The 19,003-nt window shown below is 63.7% G+C and carries 20 protein-coding genes; 10 read left to right on the top strand and 10 right to left on the bottom strand.

Translation table 11 applies throughout. From position 1 onward, the window contains the following. Nucleotides 1–201 precede the first annotated feature (201 nt). Nucleotides 202–2,952: a DNA polymerase I gene (polA, locus tag LOY26_RS00385; RefSeq protein WP_186655334.1), complete on the bottom strand. Its 2,751-nt coding sequence runs from the start codon at nt 2,950–2,952 to the stop codon at nt 202–204. Nucleotides 2,953–3,026: 74 nt separating this feature from the next. On the opposite strand from polA, the gene LOY26_RS00380 reads away from it, so the two are divergent. Together LOY26_RS00380 and LOY26_RS00375 are read left to right on the top strand one after the other, a co-directional pair. After that, nucleotides 3,027–3,314 carry a DUF2782 domain-containing protein gene (locus LOY26_RS00380; protein WP_010951520.1) on the top strand — a complete coding sequence of 96 codons (288 nt, stop codon included), beginning with the start codon at nt 3,027–3,029 and terminating at the stop codon, nt 3,312–3,314. 69 nt (nt 3,315–3,383) lie between these two features. Continuing rightward, entirely contained in the window at nt 3,384–4,334 is a 951-nt protein-coding gene (locus LOY26_RS00375) for a homoserine kinase (protein ID WP_033702527.1), read from the top strand. A gap of 51 nt (nt 4,335–4,385) precedes the next feature. On the opposite strand, the gene LOY26_RS00370 is transcribed toward LOY26_RS00375, so the two are convergent. Then, nucleotides 4,386–5,342: a zinc ABC transporter substrate-binding protein gene (locus LOY26_RS00370; RefSeq protein ID WP_186655350.1), complete on the bottom strand. Its 957-nt coding sequence runs from the start codon at nt 5,340–5,342 to the stop codon at nt 4,386–4,388. 18 nt (nt 5,343–5,360) lie between these two features. Between LOY26_RS00370 and zur the strand changes: the two genes are divergently transcribed. The 4 genes from zur (at nt 5,361) to LOY26_RS00350 (ending at nt 8,226) form a co-directional block, all read left to right on the top strand. Continuing rightward, nucleotides 5,361–5,846: a zinc uptake transcriptional repressor Zur gene (zur, locus tag LOY26_RS00365; RefSeq protein WP_033702526.1), complete on the top strand. Its 486-nt coding sequence runs from the start codon at nt 5,361–5,363 to the stop codon at nt 5,844–5,846. Continuing rightward, on the top strand, nt 5,843–6,616 hold the full coding sequence (gene znuC, locus LOY26_RS00360; RefSeq protein WP_033702525.1) for a zinc ABC transporter ATP-binding protein ZnuC: 774 nt from the start codon (nt 5,843–5,845) through the stop codon (nt 6,614–6,616). The genes zur and znuC overlap by 4 nt, the downstream gene beginning before the upstream one ends. After that, complete coding sequence (gene znuB / locus LOY26_RS00355; protein ID WP_186655352.1) at nt 6,609–7,391, top strand: zinc ABC transporter permease subunit ZnuB; 783 nt, start codon at nt 6,609–6,611, stop codon at nt 7,389–7,391. The genes znuC and znuB overlap by 8 nt, the downstream gene beginning before the upstream one ends. Nucleotides 7,392–7,518: 127 nt before the next feature. Then, complete coding sequence (locus LOY26_RS00350) at nt 7,519–8,226, top strand: PA5502 family lipoprotein (protein WP_033702523.1); 708 nt, start codon at nt 7,519–7,521, stop codon at nt 8,224–8,226. A gap of 43 nt (nt 8,227–8,269) precedes the next feature. On the opposite strand, the gene katE is transcribed toward LOY26_RS00350, so the two are convergent. Next, complete coding sequence (katE, locus tag LOY26_RS00345) at nt 8,270–10,414, bottom strand: catalase HPII (protein ID WP_033702522.1); 2,145 nt, start codon at nt 10,412–10,414, stop codon at nt 8,270–8,272. Between the two features lie 226 nt (nt 10,415–10,640). Here katE and LOY26_RS00340 point away from each other — a divergent pair, with 226 nt between their 5' ends. The 3 genes from LOY26_RS00340 (at nt 10,641) to LOY26_RS00330 (ending at nt 13,154) form a co-directional block, all read left to right on the top strand. Beyond that, nucleotides 10,641–11,648, top strand: a complete 1,008-nt coding sequence (locus LOY26_RS00340; protein WP_033702521.1) for a methionine ABC transporter ATP-binding protein — start codon at nt 10,641–10,643, stop codon at nt 11,646–11,648. Next, nucleotides 11,648–12,319, top strand: coding sequence for a methionine ABC transporter permease (locus LOY26_RS00335; protein WP_033702520.1), 672 nt, complete (start codon nt 11,648–11,650; stop codon nt 12,317–12,319). The genes LOY26_RS00340 and LOY26_RS00335 overlap by 1 nt, the downstream gene beginning before the upstream one ends. A gap of 64 nt (nt 12,320–12,383) precedes the next feature. Beyond that, on the top strand, nt 12,384–13,154 hold the full coding sequence (locus LOY26_RS00330; RefSeq protein WP_033702519.1) for a MetQ/NlpA family ABC transporter substrate-binding protein: 771 nt from the start codon (nt 12,384–12,386) through the stop codon (nt 13,152–13,154). An 81-nt stretch (nt 13,155–13,235) separates the two neighbouring features. On the opposite strand, the gene LOY26_RS00325 is transcribed toward LOY26_RS00330, so the two are convergent. The 5 genes from LOY26_RS00325 to LOY26_RS00305 are packed head-to-tail and all read right to left on the bottom strand — an operon-like array spanning nt 13,236 to nt 17,119. Next, a complete protein-coding gene (locus LOY26_RS00325; RefSeq protein ID WP_186655358.1) occupies nt 13,236–13,868 on the bottom strand; it encodes an SCO family protein in 633 nt (210 codons plus the stop codon). Further along, nucleotides 13,865–14,758, bottom strand: a complete 894-nt coding sequence (cyoE, locus tag LOY26_RS00320; RefSeq protein WP_033702517.1) for a heme o synthase — start codon at nt 14,756–14,758, stop codon at nt 13,865–13,867. Before cyoE ends, LOY26_RS00325 begins: the two co-directional genes overlap by 4 nt. Continuing rightward, nucleotides 14,743–15,816 (bottom strand): heme A synthase, encoded by a 1,074-nt coding sequence (locus LOY26_RS00315; RefSeq protein ID WP_258714274.1) that lies wholly within the window; start codon nt 15,814–15,816, stop codon nt 14,743–14,745. The genes cyoE and LOY26_RS00315 overlap by 16 nt, the downstream gene beginning before the upstream one ends. Before the next feature lie 9 nt (nt 15,817–15,825). Beyond that, nucleotides 15,826–16,410, bottom strand: coding sequence for a hypothetical protein (locus LOY26_RS00310; protein ID WP_186655364.1), 585 nt, complete (start codon nt 16,408–16,410; stop codon nt 15,826–15,828). Beyond that, nucleotides 16,376–17,119, bottom strand: coding sequence for an SURF1 family protein (locus LOY26_RS00305; RefSeq protein ID WP_186655367.1), 744 nt, complete (start codon nt 17,117–17,119; stop codon nt 16,376–16,378). Before LOY26_RS00305 ends, LOY26_RS00310 begins: the two co-directional genes overlap by 35 nt. Before the next feature lie 52 nt (nt 17,120–17,171). Between LOY26_RS00305 and LOY26_RS00300 the strand changes: the two genes are divergently transcribed. Next, complete coding sequence (locus tag LOY26_RS00300) at nt 17,172–17,375, top strand: twin transmembrane helix small protein (protein ID WP_186655369.1); 204 nt, start codon at nt 17,172–17,174, stop codon at nt 17,373–17,375. 154 nt (nt 17,376–17,529) lie between these two features. Here the strand turns inward: LOY26_RS00300 and LOY26_RS00295 are convergent, their stop codons facing one another. Together LOY26_RS00295 and LOY26_RS00290 are read right to left on the bottom strand one after the other, a co-directional pair. Beyond that, nucleotides 17,530–18,417: a cytochrome c oxidase subunit 3 gene (locus LOY26_RS00295; RefSeq protein ID WP_186655373.1), complete on the bottom strand. Its 888-nt coding sequence runs from the start codon at nt 18,415–18,417 to the stop codon at nt 17,530–17,532. A gap of 16 nt (nt 18,418–18,433) precedes the next feature. Then, on the bottom strand, nt 18,434–19,000 hold the full coding sequence (locus LOY26_RS00290; RefSeq protein WP_033702511.1) for a cytochrome c oxidase assembly protein: 567 nt from the start codon (nt 18,998–19,000) through the stop codon (nt 18,434–18,436). Nucleotides 19,001–19,003: the final 3 nt, after the last annotated feature.

The raw sequence follows: 19,003 nt of genomic DNA, 5'->3' as shown, positions 1-19,003 counted from the left end.
TCTGCCAACACTTAACACAACATAGGAGCATCGAAGGGCTTCACCAGCCATTCAGTTACTCTGAGTTCCGCTTCACCGGTTTAGTTCCGAGGCCTTGAAAACTATTTGCGATAGTTTCATGAAACCCAGCACTAATGGCATCTAGCTATGCCAGGATCCGCGTCACTACGTCGCAGATCCTACACAGCTTTGCAGGCTCAATCAGTGAGCTTCGTCCCAATTCGCGCCAATTCCTGCTTCGACCAGCAACGGCACATCCAGCTGCGCGGCACGGCTCATGTGCAGGCGGATTTCATCTTTCACCTGCTCGACCAACTCCTCACGCACCTCCAGCACCAGTTCATCGTGCACCTGCAGGATCACCCGGGCATCCAGGCCGCTCTCGGTCAGCCAGTTGTCCACGTTGACCATCGCCCGCTTGATGATATCGGCCGCAGTACCCTGCATCGGGGCGTTGATCGCCGTCCGCTCGGCGCCTTTGCGCAGGGCCGGGTTCTTGGCGTTGATATCCGGCAAGTACAGCCGGCGGCCGAACAGGGTTTCGACGAAGCCTTGCTCGGCCGCCTGGGCGCGGGTGCGCTCCATGTAAGCCAGCACGCCTGGGTAACGGGCGAAGTAACGGTCGATGTAGTCCTGGGATTGCTTGCGGTCGACGCCAATCTGCTTGGCCAGGCCAAAGGCACTCATGCCGTAGATCAGGCCGAAGTTGATGGCCTTGGCGCTGCGGCGCTGGTCGGTGGTGACATTTTCCAGCGCCACACCGAACACTTCGGCAGCAGTGGCGCGGTGCACGTCGAGGTTGTTGCGGAAGGCATGCAGCAAACCTTCGTCCTTGGCCAGGTGGGCCATGATGCGCAGTTCGATCTGCGAATAGTCCGCCGCCAGCAGCTTGTAACCGGGGCTGGCCACGAAGGCCTGACGGATACGCCGACCTTCGGCGGTGCGGATCGGGATGTTCTGCAGGTTCGGGTCGCTGGACGACAGGCGCCCGGTGGCGGCCACTGCCTGCTGGTAAGAGGTGTGAATGCGCCCGGTGCGCGGGTTGATCTGCCCCGGCAGCTTGTCGGTGTAGGTGCTCTTGAGCTTGCTCAGGCTGCGGTACTGCATCAGTACCTCGGGCAGCGGGTAGCCTTGCTCGGCCAGCTCGTCGAGTACCGCCTCGGCGGTGGACGGCTGGCCCTTGGCAGTCTTGCTCAGCACCGGCATGCCCAGCTTGTCGTAGAGGATCGCCCCCAGCTGCTTGGGCGAGCCAAGGTTGAACGTCTCGCCAGCCAGTTCATAGGCCTGGCGCTCCAGTTCAGCCATTTTCACGCCCAGTTCGCCGCTTTGCACGTGGAGCAGTTCGGCATCCACCAACGCGCCTTGGCGCTCGATCTTCGCCAGCACCGGCACCAGCGGCATCTCGATGTCCATCAGCACCGGTTGCACGCTTGGGGTCTTGGCCAGGCGCAGCTGCAGTGCCTGGTGCAGGCGCAGGGTGATGTCGGCATCTTCGGCAGCATATGGGCCGGCCTTGTCCAGTGGGATCTGGTTGAAGGTCAGCTGTTTCGCGCCCTTGCCGGCAATCTGCTCGAAGGTGATGGTGGTGTGGTCGAGGTACTTCTGCGCCAGGCTGTCCATGTCGTGACGGGTGGCCGTGGAGTCCAGCACATAGGACTCGAGCATGGTGTCGTAGGCCACGCCGCGCATCTGGATGGCCGGGGCGCCGTTGGCCAGGATGTTGATATCGTACTTGGCGTTCTGCCCGACCTTGGCTTTGGCCGGGTCTTCCAGCAGGGGTTTGAGCGCCAGCAGCACGGCCTCGCGGTCCAGCTGGACCGGGGCGCCTTCGTAGTCGTGGGTCAGCGGTACATACGCCGCCTCATGCGGCTCGACCGCGAACGACAGGCCGACCAGCTGCGCCTGCTGGGCATCGAGGCCGGTGGTTTCGGTGTCGAACGCGAACAGCGGGGCCTGGCGCAGCTTGGCCAGCCAGGCATCGAAGCGGGCCTGGTCGAGCACCGTCTCGTACTTGGGTTCGACCTTGGCCGCCGGCGCGTCCTCCGGCACGGTCACGGTCGCCCCGGCCCTCGCGGCTTCGCGCTGAACGTCGGCGACCCAGCTCTTGAATTCCATCTCGGTGTACAAGGCCAGCAGTGCATCACGATCTGGCTCGCCGCAGACCAGCGCCTCGACTTCGATATCCAGCGGCACGTCGAGCTTGATGGTGGCCAGCTCATAGGACAGGAACGCCGCCTCACGGTGCTCTTCAAGCTTGGCCGGCAGGGTCTTGGCGCCGCGGATGCTCAGGGTCGGCACCTTGTCGAGGTTGTCGTAGACCTCGCGCAGGCCGCCACCAATACCTGTCAGCAGGCCGGCAGCGGTCTTCTCGCCCACGCCCGGCACGCCGGGGATGTTGTCGACCTTGTCGCCCATCAGGGCGAGGAAATCGATGATGTGCTCAGGGCCGACACCAAACTTTTCGTGCACCCCGGCAACATCCATCACGCTACCGGTCATGGTGTTGACCAGGGTGACATGCCCGTCCACCAACTGCGCCATGTCCTTGTCGCCGGTCGAAATGATCACCGACCGGCCCTGCGCCGCACTGCTGCGCGCCAAGGTGCCGATGACATCGTCGGCCTCCACGCCCTCGACGCACAGCAGCGGGTAGCCCAAGGCCTTGACGCTGGCATGCAACGGTTCGATCTGCACCCGCAGGTCGTCAGGCATGCTCGGGCGGTTGGCCTTGTACTCGGCGAACATGGCATCGCGGAAGGTACCGCCCTTGGCGTCGAACACCACCGCAAACAGGCTGTCGGGGTATTGCTTGCGCAGGCTCTTGAGCATGTTCAGCACACCCTTCACCGCGCCGGTAGGCATGCCCTTGGAGGTGGTCAGCGGCGGCAATGCGTGGAAAGCGCGGTAGAGGTAGGAGGAACCGTCCACCAGGACGAGGGGCGCTTGGCTCATGAGCAGAATCAACCTTTTCGGCGGGTCCGGAGCTAGAATAGCCGGATCAATGACGACAAAGGGACAAGGTTATCATGCGTACACTCAATCGCCTGTTACTGCTCGGTCTGTTGGCAACCATGCCAGTCGTCACCCTGGCGGCGGACGACGCCCCCTCGGCCGATCCCGAGGTGACCATTCGCACGGAAGGCGATAAAACCATCCAGGAATACCGCCAGAACGGCTTCCTGTATGCGATCAAGATCACGCCGAAAAACGGCAAGCCTTATTTTCTGGTACGCGCCGATGGCACTGATGCCAATTTCATTCGTTCCGACCAGCCGGACATGCTGATTCCGTCCTGGAAGATCTTCGAGTGGTAAGCTGACGCGTATCGTTCACATCAACCCGGCACTTCCCGGCGGAAGTGCCCGTATGGGCATTTTTTCATCATGTCAGTCTTCACCCCTGTGACCCGGCCTGAGCTGGAAACCTTTCTGGCGCCGTACCAGCTGGGCCGTCTGCTCGATTTCCAGGGCATCGCCGCCGGCACCGAAAACAGCAACTTCTTCGTCAGCCTGGAACAGGGTGAGTTCGTCCTGACGCTGATCGAACGTGGCCCGAGCGAAGACATGCCGTTCTTCATCGAGCTGCTCGACGTGCTGCACGCCGCCGACATGCCGGTGCCCTACGCCCTGCGTGACCGCGACGGCAATGGCCTGCGCGAACTGTGCGGCAAGCCTGCACTGCTGCAGCCGCGCTTGTCGGGCAAGCACATCAAGGTGCCGAACAACCAGCACTGCGCGCAGGTAGGCGAATTGCTCGCGCACATTCACCTGGCTACCCGTCACCACGTCATCGAGCGCAAGACCGACCGCGGCCTGGACTGGATGCTGGCCTCGGGAGCCGAGCTGATGCCGCGCCTCACGGCCGAACAGGTTGCGCTGCTGCAGCCTGCGCTGGACGAAATCAACGCGCACAAGGCGCAGATCCTGGCCTTGCCACGGGCCAACCTGCACGCCGACCTATTCCGCGACAACGTGATGTTCGAAGGTACCCACCTGAGCGGGGTGATCGACTTCTACAACGCCTGCTCGGGCCCGATGCTGTATGACATCGCCATCACCGTGAACGACTGGTGCATCGATGAGCAGGGCGCGCTCGATGTGCCACGGGCCCAGGCGCTGCTGGCGGCCTATGCGGCGCTGCGGCCGTTCACCGCAGCCGAGGCCGAATTGTGGCCGGAAATGTTGCGGGTCGGCTGCGTGCGCTTCTGGCTGTCGCGCCTGATCGCGGCGGAGTCGTTTGCCGGGATGGATGTGATGATCCATGACCCGAGCGAGTTCGAGGTGCGCCTGGCGCAGCGCCAGCAAGTGGCGTTGCACCTGCCGTTCGCGCTCTAGAACCTCGCCGGCTTCTTCGCGGGGCAAGCCCGCGAAGAAGCCGCTACAGGTTTACAACTGCTCCAGGCACCCGGCCAGATCACCCCCCAGCTTCTCCAGCAAGCGCTCATAGCCCTTGCCGTCCACCGGGTCGGTGCCGCCCAGGGCATCCAGCTCGGCCAGGCGCACCGGCAGCCCGGCGGTCAACGTCTCGGCCAAGCGCGGGCGCAGCGGCGGTTCGCTGAACACACAGGTCTTGCCCACTTCCTGCAGGCGTTTGCGCATGGCCGCCACATGCTGGGCGCCCGGCTGCACCTCCGAAGCCACGCTGAATACCCCGGCGTGCTTCAGGCCATAGGCGGCCTCGAAGTAGTCGAAGGCTTCGTGGAACACGAAGTACGGCTTGTCGGCGATGCCGGCCACACGTGCCTTGATGCGCCCATCCAGAGCATCCAGGCGCTCGACGAATGCCTTCAGGTTGCTTTGATAGCGCGTGGCATTGGCCGGGTCGACCTCGACCAGGTCCGCCGCCATCTTCGCCGCGATCACCCGGGCATTGACCGACGACAACCACAGATGCGCATCCAGGCTACCGGGGCGGTGGTCGTGATCATGGTCGTCCTGGTCGGTTTCTTCATGCGAGTGGCTGTCTTCGCCAAAATGGCGCAGCTGCATGCCGGTCAGCGACTGAACCGCGATGGTGGCCTTGTCTCGGCCTTTGAGCACCCTGGGCAGGAAGCTCTCCATGTCCGGGCCGATCCAGTACAGCAGGTCGGCGTCCGCGACGCGCCGTACGTCGGAGGGGCGCAGGGCGTAATGGTGCGGCGAGGCGCCAGGCGGCAGCAGCACATCCGGGCTGCCGACCCCGTCCTGAACGGCGGCGGCGATCTGCTGCAGCGGTTTGATGCTGGTCAGCACACGCACGTCGGCCTGGGCTGAAAATGCGATGAAAGCGACAAAAAGGGCTAGGAATCGGGACACGGTGAATACTCGGCTCGCCAGAAACAGGTAACATAATAACGTCTCCATCCAGAACCGTCGCTGCCCATGTCCATCACGCCGCTGGCCAACCGCCCCCACGATCACTCCCATTGCGTACACAGCGCACTGGCCGAAGCCGATGCCTTGTGCACCCGCCAAGGGTTGCGCCTGACTGCGCTGCGCCGCCGTGTGCTGGAGCTGGTATGGCAAAGCCACAAACCGCTGGGCGCCTACGACATTCTTGCCGTGCTCAGCGAGCAGGACGGCCGCCGCGCCGCACCGCCAACCGTGTACCGCGCTCTGGACTTCCTACTCGACAACGGCCTGGTGCACCGCATCGCCTCACTCAATGCGTTCATTGGCTGCAGCCACCCCGAGCACGTGCACCAGGGCCAGTTCCTGATCTGCCGCGCCTGCCATGTGGCCATCGAGCTGGAGCAGGCCAGCATCAGCGACGCCATCATCAACAGCGCCAAGGGCGTCGGCTTCAGCGTCGAAACCCAGACCGTGGAAGTGGTAGGCCTGTGCGGCAGCTGCCGGAGCGCGGCATGAGCGACGCGCTGATCCGCCTGGAGCAGGTCGGTGTGACCTTCGCCGGCGAAGCGGTGCTCGACAGCATCGACTTGTCGGTGGCGCCGGGCCAGATCGTCACCCTGATCGGCCCCAACGGGGCAGGCAAGACTACCCTGGTACGCGCCGTGCTGGGGCTGCTCAAGCCGCACCGGGGCAAGGTATGGCGTAAACCGCGCCTGCGCATCGGCTACATGCCGCAAAAAATCCAGGTCGACGCCACGCTGCCGCTGTCGGTGCTGCGCTTCTTGCGCCTGGTACCGGGCGTCGACCGGGCAGCGGCGCTGTCGGCGTTACAGGAAGTGGGCGCCGAGCACGTTATCGACAACCCGATCCAGACCGTTTCCGGCGGCGAAATGCAGCGCGTGCTGCTGGCCCGGGCCCTGCTGCGCGAGCCGCAACTGCTGGTGCTCGACGAACCGGTACAAGGCGTCGATGTGGTCGGCCAGACCGAGCTGTACAACCTCATCACCCGCCTGCGCGACCGCCACGGCTGCGGCGTGCTGATGGTCTCCCACGACCTGCACCTGGTCATGAGCACCACCGACCAGGTGGTCTGCCTCAACCGCCACGTGTGCTGTTCCGGCCACCCGGAGCAAGTCAGCGGCGACCCGGCCTTCGTCGAGCTGTTCGGCCAGAACGCGAAAAGCCTGGCCATCTATCACCACCATCACGACCACAGCCACGACCTGCATGGCTCGGTGGTCGCCCCTGGCACCCATGTTCACGGAGAGCACTGCAAGCATGGCTGATTTTCTTCTCTACGCCCTGCTTGCCGGTCTGTCCCTGGCGCTGGTGGCCGGCCCACTAGGGTCTTTCGTGGTGTGGCGGCGCATGGCCTATTTTGGCGACACCCTGTCCCACGCCGCCTTGCTCGGCGTCGCCCTGGGTTTCGCGCTGGACGTCAGCCCAGCCTTGGCAGTGACCGTGGGCTGCCTGCTGCTGGCGATCCTGCTGGTGACTTTGCAGCAACGCCAACCGCTGGCCTCCGACACCCTGCTCGGCATCCTTGCCCCCAGCACGCTTTCCCTGGGCCTGGTGGTGCTGAGCTTCATGCACGACGTGCGCATCGACCTGATGGCCTATCTGTTCGGCGACCTGCTGGCCATCAGCACCACCGACCTTGCCTGGATCCTCGGTGGCAGCGCAATGGTGCTGCTGTTGCTCGCCGCACTGTGGCGGCCCTTGCTGGCGGTGACCGTGCACGAGGAACTGGCCATGGTCGAGGGCTTGCCCGTGGCGGGCCTGCGCCTGGCATTGATGCTGTTGATTGCGGTGGTGATTGCCGTGGCGATGAAGATCGTCGGCGTGCTGCTGATCACCTCGTTGCTGATCATCCCGGCCGCTGCGGCGCAGCGCCACGCCCGCTCGCCCGAACAGATGGCTTTGGGTGCCAGCCTGCTGGGGGTGACCGCGGTTTGTGGCGGCCTGGCCATGTCCTGGTTCAAGGACACCCCAGCCGGCCCTTCGATCGTGGTCTGCGCGGCAGTGCTATTCTTGCTGAGCCTGGCCTTGCCGAAACGCTGAAAGCCAGGGCGCCCGAAGGCGCGCCCTGCAACCTTTTCACGGGTAAAGGGTCTGTAAGACTTGTTTTCGAGCGTGCGCACCTGGGTGTAGACTTGCTCGCTTTTTGCGCAAATAGAGAGTCGCAGGAATGAAGCCGTTCGCCTCCCGTTATCTGCTTGTTGCCGCGTTTTCCCTGTTCCTGGCTGCCTGTTCCAGCGCACCGGTCGAACAAGCCGATGCACCTGCTCAAGCCGATGCCTGGCAGCAGTTGCAACAAAACATTGCCAGCAATGAGCTGGCCACCGCCGAAGACCAACTGGCTGCATTGCAGGCACAGTCGCCGGTAGACCCGCGCCTGGAGCAATACCAGCGGCAGTTGGCCGAGGCGTATCTGCAGCGCAGCCAGATCGTCCTGCAGAAGGGCGATGTCAACGCTGCGGCCACCGCCCTGGCCCGCGCCCGCGCCCTGATGCCGCAAGCCCCGGCAGTAACCGGTGGTGATGCCGTCAGCCAGGCGCGCAAAGCCGAGCTGGAGAAAGCCGAGGCGGCGTTGAAAGCTGCCGAGGCCAAGCCCCAGGCGCGGGTCATCGACCCGACTGCGCCAAGCACGGTGATTGCGCTGAAGACTACGGACATGGCTGCCATGCGCCGTCAGCTCGATGAAATTGCCAAGGACGTGGTCAATTACCAGTGCGAGGTGGTGTTTCAGGTACCACGCACCGAGGACGCGCCTTGGCTGAAGACCCTGCTGGAAAAGCGCGTTCACAAGCTCGACAGCAGCTTTGCGCTGAAGCAGAAGCATGAAATCCAGCGCAAATTGCCGGCGCAGGTGGTACTGGTCCCGCACCAGCGCTGAATGCTTCGCGGGGCAAGTCGGATTGCCCCGCGAAGCGGCCCTGTCAGGCTGGTACTGCTTCAGCAGCCGCCTCCCGCTCCCACACCCGATGCCCTTCAACCGCTTTCACAAAGGCATCCACGGTCTTCTGGTCATCCCCCAGCAGCAGGCCCTTGTCTTCCTTGAGCCCCAAGCTGTCCAGCAACGCCTTGCCTTCCTTGGCCAGCGCGATCGCCTTCAGATGCTTGTAACCCTCTAGCAGGAAGTGCTTGGCCAGCCCACTGGCACCCAACGCATCCAACGACGCCTTGCCAGCCGGCACCACAATGCCGTCGAACATGATCGATGGCATGCCCTCCATCGACGCATCCACCGGCAGTGGCTTGCCTTGGGCGGTTTTAACCGGCGCCGACGTAGGCCCGAGCACCATGATGCGAGCACTGTGCGCTTCCAGCGCCTTGACCTGTTGATCGACGCTGGCACCGTCCACGCCGTCAGCCACCAGCACGGCAATCTTGCGGCCCTTGATGCCTACATCGCCGGGGTGGTTCATCTGGCTCAAGGCGGGCGATTTCGCCAGCTTGCTGCCTTTGACCTGAACCGTGCCGGCCTTGGGCGCAGGCAGGCCGAGGTTGGCCGCCACGGCCGCAGCCAGTTTCAGGTCGATGTTGGCCAGAATCTCATTTACCTCACGCACCCGGATATGCTCACGCTCAACCTTGCCCAGCTCGAAGCTGTAGGCCTTGATGATGTGCTGCTGCTCATTCGGGCTCATGCTCTGGAAGAACAACCGCGCCTGCGAGAAGTGATCACCGAACGACTCGCTGCGTTGGCGTATCTTCACCGCATCGATACGCTCCTGGTAGCTCTCGAAGCCGCCATCCTGGGCTGCGGCAGGGGTTTCTTTCGGCCAGCCGCCATCGATCGAGTTCGGCTCGTACGAGGCGCGGCCCTTGTGGATAGTCTGCCGGTGCAGCGCGTCACGTTGGTTGTTATGGTTCGGCGCAACCGGGCGGTTGATCGGGATTTCATGGAAGTTAGGCCCGCCCAGGCGGCTCAGCTGGGTGTCGGTATAGGAGAACAACCGCCCCTGCAGCAGGGGATCGTTGGAGAAGTCGATGCCAGGCACGATATGCCCAGGGCAGAAGGCAACCTGCTCCACTTCGGCAAAGAAGTTGTCGGGGTTGCGGTTGAGCACCATCTTGCCCAGCGGCGTGACCGGCACCAGTTCTTCGGGGATGATCTTGGTGGGGTCGAGCAGGTCGAATTCGAACTTATGCTCGTCGGCTTCGGGCACGATCTGCACGCCCAACTCCCACTCTGGGTAGTCACCCATCTCAATCGCTTCGCTCAGGTCGCGGCGGTGGAAGTCGGTGTCCTTACCCGCCAGTTTCTGCGCCTCATCCCACAATACCGAGTGCACCCCTTGGCGTGGTTTCCAATGGAACTTGACGAAGCTGGCCACCCCTTCGGCATTGATCAGGCGGAAGGTGTGGATGCCAAAGCCTTCCATCATCCGCAGGCTGCGGGGGATGGCGCGGTCGGACATGGCCCACATGACCATGTGCGCAGACTCCGGCACCAGCGAAACGAAGTCCCAGAACGTATCGTGGGCCGAGCCGCCCGTAGGCATCTCGTTGTGTGGCTCGGGTTTGACCGCATGCACGAAGTCGGGGAACTTGATCGCGTCCTGGATGAAGAACACCGGCATGTTGTTGCCAACCAAGTCGAAGTTGCCCTCATCGGTGTAGAACTTCACCGCGAAGCCACGTACATCTCGCACGGTGTCGCCCGAGCCGCGTGGGCCCTGCACGGTTGAAAAACGCACGAATACCGGGGTGATCTTCTCTGGGTCCTGCAGGAAACCGGCCTTGGTCAGGGCAGCATGGTTGCCGTAGCTCTGGAAGTAGCCATGGGCACCGGTGCCGCGTGCGTGGACGATCCGCTCCGGGATGCGCTCATGGTCGAAGTGGGTGATCTTCTCGCGCATGATGAAGTCTTCGAGCAGCGAAGGCCCGCGGTCACCGGCCTTGAGCGTGTTCTGGTTGTCGGCGATGCGCACGCCTTGGTTGGTCCGCAAAGCCTGGCCCGTCGCATCGCTGCGCACAGCCTCGAGGCTCTGCAGTTTGGCATTGGTATTGGCCTTGTCGGGCGTCTGGGTACCGGCGGCCTGGCTCTCTTTGGGCGCGTCCGTTTTCTTGCTGGGCATGGTCAGCTTTCCTCATCAGTCTTCAGGCTTGCCCGTGTGGGCTTGTTCTAGTAGTGACTGGAGCCCGATTGGCTACGTTCAATAAGCTTTACCGGTTGTCGCGTTATGCCCGCTGGGTTGGTGCATGACGAAATAAATGCTAAGAACAGCTATGGGAAAAGGCTAAAATGCGCGACCCCAGCTAACCGCTGACCCAAAATTCCATGCGCCCCACAAGGTTCGCTACGTGATCGAGTTCCAACATGTCCATAAGACCTACCGCGTCGCCGGTAGGGAAATCCCCGCCCTCAACCCGACCAGCCTGACCATCGAAGACGGCCAGGTGTTCGGCCTGATCGGCCATTCCGGCGCCGGCAAAAGCACTATGCTGCGCCTGATCAACCGCCTCGAAGAGCCCTCGGGCGGCACGATCATCGTCGATGGCGAGGACGTCACTGCGTTCAACGCCAACCAACTGCGCGGCTTCCGCCAGCAGGTCGGGATGATTTTCCAGCACTTCAACCTGCTGGCATCCAAGACCGTGGCCGACAACGTCGCCCTGCCGCTGACCCTGGCCGGCGGGCTGTCGCGCAGCGAGATCGACAAGCGCGTCACCGAGCTGCTGGCCCGCGTCGGGCTATCCGACCACGCCAAGAAGTACCCGGCGCAGCTGTCCGGCGGCCAGAAGCAGCGCGTGGGCATCGCCCGTGCCCTGTCCACCAACCCGAAGATCCTGCTGTGCGACGAGGCCACCAGCGCCCTCGACCCGCAGACCACCGCGTCGGTGCTGCAACTGCTGGCCGAGATCAACCGTGAGCTGAAGCTGACCATCGTCCTGATCACCCACGAAATGGACGTGATCCGCCGGGTCTGCGACCGCGTGGCGGTCATGGACGCCGGGCAGATCGTCGAGCAGGGCTCGGTGGCCGATGTGTTCCTGCACCCGCAGCACCCGACCACCAAGCGTTTCGTCCAGGAGGACGAACAGGTCGATGAAGGCGAACAGCGCGACGACTTCGCCCACGTACCGGGGCGCATCGTGCGCCTGACCTTCCAGGGCGAGGCGACCTACGCACCGCTGCTGGGCACCGTGGCCCGCGAGACCGGCGTCGACTACAGCATCCTGGCCGGGCGTATCGACCGCATCAAGGATGTCCCCTATGGGCAGCTGACCCTGGCCGTCACCGGCGGCGACATGGAAGCGGCGTTCGACCGCTTCAAGGCAGCTGACGTACATATGGAGGTACTGCGTTGATGGACGCCCTGAATTTCTTCGCCAACGTCGACTGGGCCGAAATCTGGCTGGCCACCGTCGACACCATGGTCATGCTGTTCGGCTCGTTGTTCTTCACCGTGCTGCTGGGCCTGCCGCTGGGCGTGCTGCTGTTCCTTTGCGGCCCACGCCAGATGTTCGAACAGAAGGGCGTGTACGCGCTGCTGTCGCTGGTGGTCAACATCCTGCGCTCGCTGCCGTTCATCATCCTGCTGATCGTGATGATCCCGTTCACCGTGCTGATCACCGGCACCTCGCTGGGCGTCGCCGGGGCCATTCCGCCGCTGGTGGTAGGGGCCACGCCGTTCTTCGCGCGCCTGGTCGAAACCGCCCTGCGCGAGGTCGACCGCGGCATCATCGAGGCCACCCAGTCGATGGGCGCGACGACGCGCCAGATCATCACCAGTGCCTTGCTGCCGGAAGCCCGCCCGGGCATCTTCGCAGCCATCACCGTCACCGCCATCACCCTGGTTTCGTACACCGCGATGGCCGGTGTGGTGGGCGCAGGCGGCCTGGGCGACCTGGCCATCCGCTTCGGCTACCAGCGCTTCCAGACCGATGTCATGGTCGTGACCGTGGTGCTGCTGCTGGTGCTGGTTCAAGTCCTGCAAAGTGTGGGCGACAAACTGGTCGTGCATTTTTCCCGTAAGTAACCCCAATGGGGTCGGCCTGGCCGACCCGTTCGGGGGCCGTCGCGGCCCTCACAAGGAGTGATTCATGAAGAAGCTGCTTGCTGTCGCTGCCGCTGTCGCGGCCTTTTCGGCCCACGCCGATACCCTGACCGTTGCCGCCACCCCGGTGCCGCACGCCGAGATCCTCGAGTTCGTCAAACCACAACTGGCTAAAGAAGGCGTGGACCTGAAGGTCAAGGTATTCACCGACTACATCCAGCCGAACGTGCAGGTCGCCGAAAAGCGCCTGGACGCCAACTTCTTCCAGCACCAGCCGTACCTGGATGAGTTCAACAAGGCCAAGGGCACCGCCCTGGTCAGCGTTGCCGGCGTGCACATCGAGCCGCTGGGCGTGTACTCGTCCAAGTACAAGAAGCTCGCCGAGCTGCCTTCGGGCGCCACCGTGGTCATTCCCAACGACGCCACCAACGGCGGCCGTGCTTTGCTGCTGCTGGCCAAGGCCGGCGTGATCACGCTCAAGGACAACAGCAATATCCTGTCGACCGTGAAGGACGTTGCCGAGAACCCGAAGAACATCAAGTTCCGTGAGCTGGAAGCGGCCACCATCCCGCGCGTGCTGACCCAGGTCGATGCTGCCCTGATCAACACCAACTACGCGCTGGAAGCCAAGCTGAACCCTGCGAAGGACGCGCTGGCCATTGAAGGCAGCGACTCGCCTTATGTGAACATCCTGGTTGCCCGCCCGGACAACAAAGACTCGGATGACATGAAGAAACTGGCGGCTGCACTGCACTCGCCAGAGGTGAAGCAGTTCATCAACGAGAAGTACAAGGGCGCTGTAGTACCCGCTTTCTGATCCGAAATCCATGGGGCCGCTTTGCGGCCCTTTCCGACCGGTCCGGCGCCCCGGCAAGGCCTGCGCAGCAGGCCCAAAATCTCAATCCCGCTTCACCAGCCCGGGCAACTGCGCCAGCAGCTTCTGGTTGTTGAACGGCGCACGAATGAACCCACGCTGACGCCCATCCGGCCCGACAATCGCCAGGTTACCGCTGTGATCCACGGTATACCCCGGCTTGCTGGTATCCGCCGGGATGAACGGAATGCTCAAGGCATTGGCCAGCTTCTGGGTGTCCTCGATCGAGCCCGCCACCCCGACGAAATCCTTGTCGAAGTAACCCAGGTACTGCTTGAGCTGGTTCGGCGTGTCGCGGTTCGGGTCCACGCTCACCAGCACCACTTGCAACCGGTCCACCGCCTCCTTGGGCAGTTCGCTCTTCACCTGGCGCAACTGGGCCAGGGTGGTCGGGCAGATGTCCGGGCAGTAGGTGTAGCCGAAGAACAGCAGCGACCACTTGCCCTTCAGGTCATTCAGCGCCACCGGCTGGCCGTCCTGGTTGGTCATGGTCACATCTGCCACCGTGCGGCTCTGCGGCAGCAGGATGATGCCGGCGTCGATCAGTTCGGTGGGGTTGGGCTGGTCGCGGCCATTGAGCACCTTGTTGACGGTCAGGCCCAGGATCAACGCGACCAGGGCGACGAGGATGAAGACGGTTTTCTGGGTTCGGGTCATAGATTCAGCAACAGGTAGTGGTCAAGGAGCAACGCGACGAACAGCGCGAACAGGTAGCCGATAGAGTACTTGAAGGTGCCGATTGCCGCGTGCGGGCGGCTGCCACGGTACAACACCCAGGCCCAATGCAGGAAGCGCAGGCCCAGGGCCAGGGCACAGGCCAGGTACAACGGGCCGCTCATGTGGATGGCATAGGGCAGCAGGGTGACGGCCAACAGTATCAGGGTGTAGAGCAGGATGTGCAGCTTGGTGTAGCGCTCGCCGTGGGTCACCGGCAGCATCGGGATATCGGCCTTGGCGTATTCCTCCTTGCGATGGATGGCCAGGGCCCAGAAGTGCGGTGGCGTCCAGGCGAAGATGATCAGCACCAGTAACAAAGGCTCGGCGCTGACATGGCCGCTGACCGCCACCCAGCCAAGCAGCGGCGGCGCCGCGCCGGCCAAGCCACCAATCACGATGTTCTGTGGTGTTGCACGCTTCAGAAAGCCGGTGTAGAGCACCGCATAGCCCAGCAGCGAAGCCAGGGTCAGCCAGGCGGTGAGAGCGTTGGTGAACACCAGCAACAGCGCCATGCCCAGCAACGCCAGGGCCAAGGCAAAGGCCAGCGCCGGCAGCGGCGCGACCCGGCCTGCAGCCAACGGCCGTTTGTGGGTGCGCGCCATCAAGGCGTCGATACGCCGGTCCACCACATGGTTGACCACCGCAGCACCGCCCGCGCACAAGCCAATGCCCAGGTTGCCGAACAGCAGTACGCTCCAGGCAACGCCTGCGCGGCTGGCGAGGAACATCCCTGCCAGGGAAGTGATCAGCATCAGCACCACCACCTTGGGCTTGGTCAGCTCCAGATAGTCGCGCCAGCCTGCCCGTTGTGCGCCTAGAAGCGTCGCCACGAATCGTTCCTCATTGGGTGCGAGATATCCACGCCCACCACCGGCGTCAGGCGCCAGCCGTGGCCGACGCGCACTTTGTCGACCACGCGGATGCGGTAGTTCACCAGCACCATGCTCAGTAACAGCATGGCCCCGCCAGCGTTATGGGCCACTGCCACGCCAAGCGGCAGGTGGAACAGCACGTTGCTGATGCCTAGCCCGACCTGCACCGCCAGGGCCAACAGCACCAGCCGCGCCAGGCCAGCGAGGCCACAGCGGTAAAGCTTGAAGCTCAGCATCAGCAGCACGGCACTGACCAGCAACGCACCCAACCGGTGGCTGATGTGGATGGCCGTGCGCGCATCGCTGTCCAGTTGCCCGCCCAGGTAGTTGAGGCCGACGTGCTGGGTCAGGTGGAAGCCGTTGCTGAAGTCCGCCGCCGGCCACCACTGGCCATGGCAGGTGGGCAAATCGATACAGGCGACCGCCGCATAATTGGCGCTGACCCAACCGCCCAGGGCGATCTGGCCGACCACCACCAGCAGCGCCAGAGCCGCGATGCGGCGTAGGCTCAGCGGTAGCTTAGGCAGCGGCGCAAAGGCCCGGGACAGCCGCAGGCACAGCAGAAACAGCAGGCTCAAGGTGGTGAACCCACCCAGCAGATGCGCGGTGACGACTTGCGGCCAGAGTTTCAGCGTCACGGTCCACATGCCAAACGCCGCCTGGGCCAGCACCACCGCCAGCAACAGCACGGGCAAGCGGTAGGGCTGGCCATCACGCGCATGGCGGCGTACGGCCTGCAAGGCCAGCCAGGCGATCACCAGCGCCAGGGTGCCGGCGAAGTAGCGATGGACCATTTCGGCCCAGCCCTTGGCGGCCTCCACCGGGTGTTCGGGGAAGTGCACTTCGGCGTGGGCCAGCTGAGCGTCGGTCTTGGGCACACTGATGAAACCATAACAGCCTGGCCAATCAGGGCAGCCCAGGCCGGCATGGGTCAGGCGGGTATAGGCACCGAGCAACACGACCAGCAGTGCCAGCAGGGTGGCGAACACAGCGAGGCGCAATCCGGGTCTGGCCATGGCAGGCTCCTAGCCGATGTTGGAGAGCTTGAGTAGGTGGCGCAGGTCGTCCAGCACGTGCTTGCCGTTGGCCTTGCTGTCGTAACGCAGCACCAGGTTGCCGTGGGGGTCGACGATCCACAGTTGCGGGCCAGGCTTGCCTACCTTCTGCAGGTAGTGCGGAGCATCCAGTGGGTAGCGTTGCAGCTGCGGGTACTCGCGACCAAGCAGTGCCTGGTAGTCGGCGGTCAGCGGCTGGGCGGTTGCCAGCGCATGGCTTGCGCGGCTGGCATCGCGGCCCAGGCCGACCTGGATTTGCCGGGCCAGGTACACCAGGCGCTGGCAGTCCTCGGTACAGGCTTCGGGCGCACTGACCAGCAACTGCCAACGCTCGTCCTGGCCTGCCACGCCGATATCCGTGCGGCTTTCACCATTGCCGATCATCGCGCCGTGATAGCTGCGGCCTTCCGGCACCCAGAACTTGAGCTTGTACATGCTGGTGGCCAGGATCATCGGGCCGAGCACAACCAGCAGTATCAGGACCAGCTGCAAACGCCCGCGGGCTCTGGGCTTGCGGCGCTCAGGCACTTCCAGTGGGCTGGTGGTGGCGGCCATGGTGGTTCTCCTTCTTGTTGTTGTGCCAGCCAAAGTAGAGGTAAAGCAGCACCAGCGCGGCGGCCAGGGCAAACCATTGCACGGCGTAGCCCAGGTGCTTTTCCGGGCCCATCGCGACCACTGGCCAGTCCAGGCGATAGGCGGCCGGGCCGGGTTGCAGGCGCAGTTCATGGGCGAAGCCTTCACGGCTCAGCTGCTGCCACAGCTGCGCGGCATCGATGGCGGTCAGCAGGTGCGGCCATTGGCCCCCAACCGGGTCGGGGTGCAGTTGGAAGGTGCTGCCGGGCGCCACATAGACCGAAGCCTCCAGCGCCAACGCCTGCGCCGGGGTCTCGAAGTGCACCGGCACGCGGCGGTCCGGCCAGGCTAACCAGCCACGATTGACCAACAGCCACAGCCCGCTGGGCTGGTCATGGAAGGGCTGCAGCAGTTCGACACCGGCCTGGCCGTCGCGCATGCGGTTGTCCAGCAGCAGGCTGTGTTCGGCATCGAAACGGCCGTACAGGTGCACGCGGCGAAAAGCGCTATCGTCGCGTTGCTGCAGCTGGGCAGTAGAGAGGGGCGCATCAATGCTGCGCTCGGCATAGGTCGCCAGCAGCGCGCGCTTTTGCTCGGCGCGGCCCAGTTGCCAGCAGCCAAGCGCGATCAAGCCCGGCAGCAGCGCGAGCACCACCAAGGTCGGTAGCCAACCTGGGCGAAACGGCCTCACGGGCGCCTCGCTATACTTATCCACATCACTGCATCCCCCCCGGAGAAGCGCCATGCTCAAGGCCGCAATTGTCCTGATGCTGTTGGCCACGGTTGCCAGCCTGTTCAGTGGCCTGGTGTTTCTGGTCAAGGACGATGAAAACTCGACGCGCTTACTGAAAGCGCTGACCGTACGCGTGACCCTGGCCGCCTTGACCCTCGGGCTGGTGGCTTACGGCTTGATCAGTGGCCAGCTGGTCTCTCACGCGCCCTTCTGAATCACCCCCCTGCTTTTTGTAGGAGCGGCCTTGCGTCGCGAAAGGGGCGCGAAGCGGCCCCAGGTTTTGTGTGGTGACATAAATCGCCGGGGCCGCTTCGCTGCCCTTTCGCGACGCAAGGCCGCTCCTACACAAAGCAGTTGCAGGCCAGGTTTCAAAGCACGTACACAAAGATGAACAGCCCAACCCACACCACATCGACGAAGTGCCAGTACCAGCTGGCCGCTTCGAAGCCGAAGTGCTTGTCGGCATTGAAATGCCCGCGCAGGATGCGCACGAACATGACGATCAGAATGATCGTGCCCAAGGTCACGTGGGCACCATGGAAGCCGGTAAGCATGAAGAAGGTCGCGCCGTAGATCCCCGACCCCAGCGTCAGCCCCAGCTCGGTATAGGCCTCGTGGTACTCGAAGGCCTGCAGGGCGATGAAGCTCAGGCCCAGCACGATGGTCAGCGCCATCCACAGCTTCAGCGGCCCACGGTGGTCACGCCGCAGGGCGTGGTGGGCAATCGTGATGGTCACGCTCGAACTGACCAGCAAAATGGTGTTGATCAGCGGCAGGTGCCAAGGGTCGATGACTTCCTTGGGCGGCGGGAACAGTTTCGGGTCCGGGGTATGCAACAGCGGCCAGGTGAATTCGAACGTCGGCCACAGCATGTGCGCGACGCCCTTGGCACCTTCGCCACCGAGCCAAGGCCCGGCCAGCACCCGCACGTAGAACAGCGCACCGAAGAAGGCCAGGAAGAACATCACTTCCGAGAAGATGAACCAGCTCATGCCCCAGCGGAACGAGCGGTCCAGCTGCGCGCTGTACAGCCCGGCGCGGCTCTCTTTCACCACCGCGCCAAACCAGCCGAACAGCATGTAGGCCAGTAACAACGCACCGACGAAGAAGATCAGCGGCCCATGCGAGTCGGGGTGCCCGGCCTTCATGTCGTTGAACCAGGTACCCAGGCCGAACACCGTGATGAACATGCCGATGGTGGCGATGATCGGCCACTTGCTCTGCGCCGGAACGTAATAGTGCTCATGACTTGCCATTGCTGTTCTCCTTCCCTTAACGGGCGCCCTGGACGTCCTGGGCCGCAACATGCGCGACCGGCGGGTGGCGAGCGGTGATGTCGAACAAGGTGTAGGCCAGTGTCAGGTGCTTCACGTTGGCCGGCAGGTCGCGGTCAACGATGAAGCGCACCGGCATCTCGATACGTTCGCCGGGCTGCAGCACCTGCTGGGTAAAGCAGAAGCACTCGGTCTTGTGGAAATACGCCGCGGCCTCGGCCGGGGTGATGCTGGGTATCGCCTGGGCGCTCATGGGCCGGTCGGTCGGGTTGCGCGCCACGAAGATCATCTGGTTGACCGCACCGGGGTTCACGTCGATCTGGTCGGCCGTGGAGTAGAAGTCCCAGACCATGTCACTGGCGTTGGTCGACATGAACTGCACCCGCACCGAGCGCGATGGGTCGCTGACCTGGCTGCCCTCGTACTGGCCGCCGGTCTTGCCATTGATGCCGAAGGCCTTGCACATCACGTCATAGATCGGCACCAGGGCGAAACCGAAGGCGAACATCACCACCGTCAGCATCAGCAGGCGCAAGACCAGGCGTTTGAGCGACAGGCCGTTCATGGG

The organism is Pseudomonas sp. B21-047 (assembly GCF_024748775.1).
Taxonomy (GTDB): domain Bacteria; phylum Pseudomonadota; class Gammaproteobacteria; order Pseudomonadales; family Pseudomonadaceae; genus Aquipseudomonas; species Aquipseudomonas capeferrum.
Note: the sequence above shows the minus strand (reverse complement) of the source record. Positions and strands in the feature narration are given on the sequence as shown.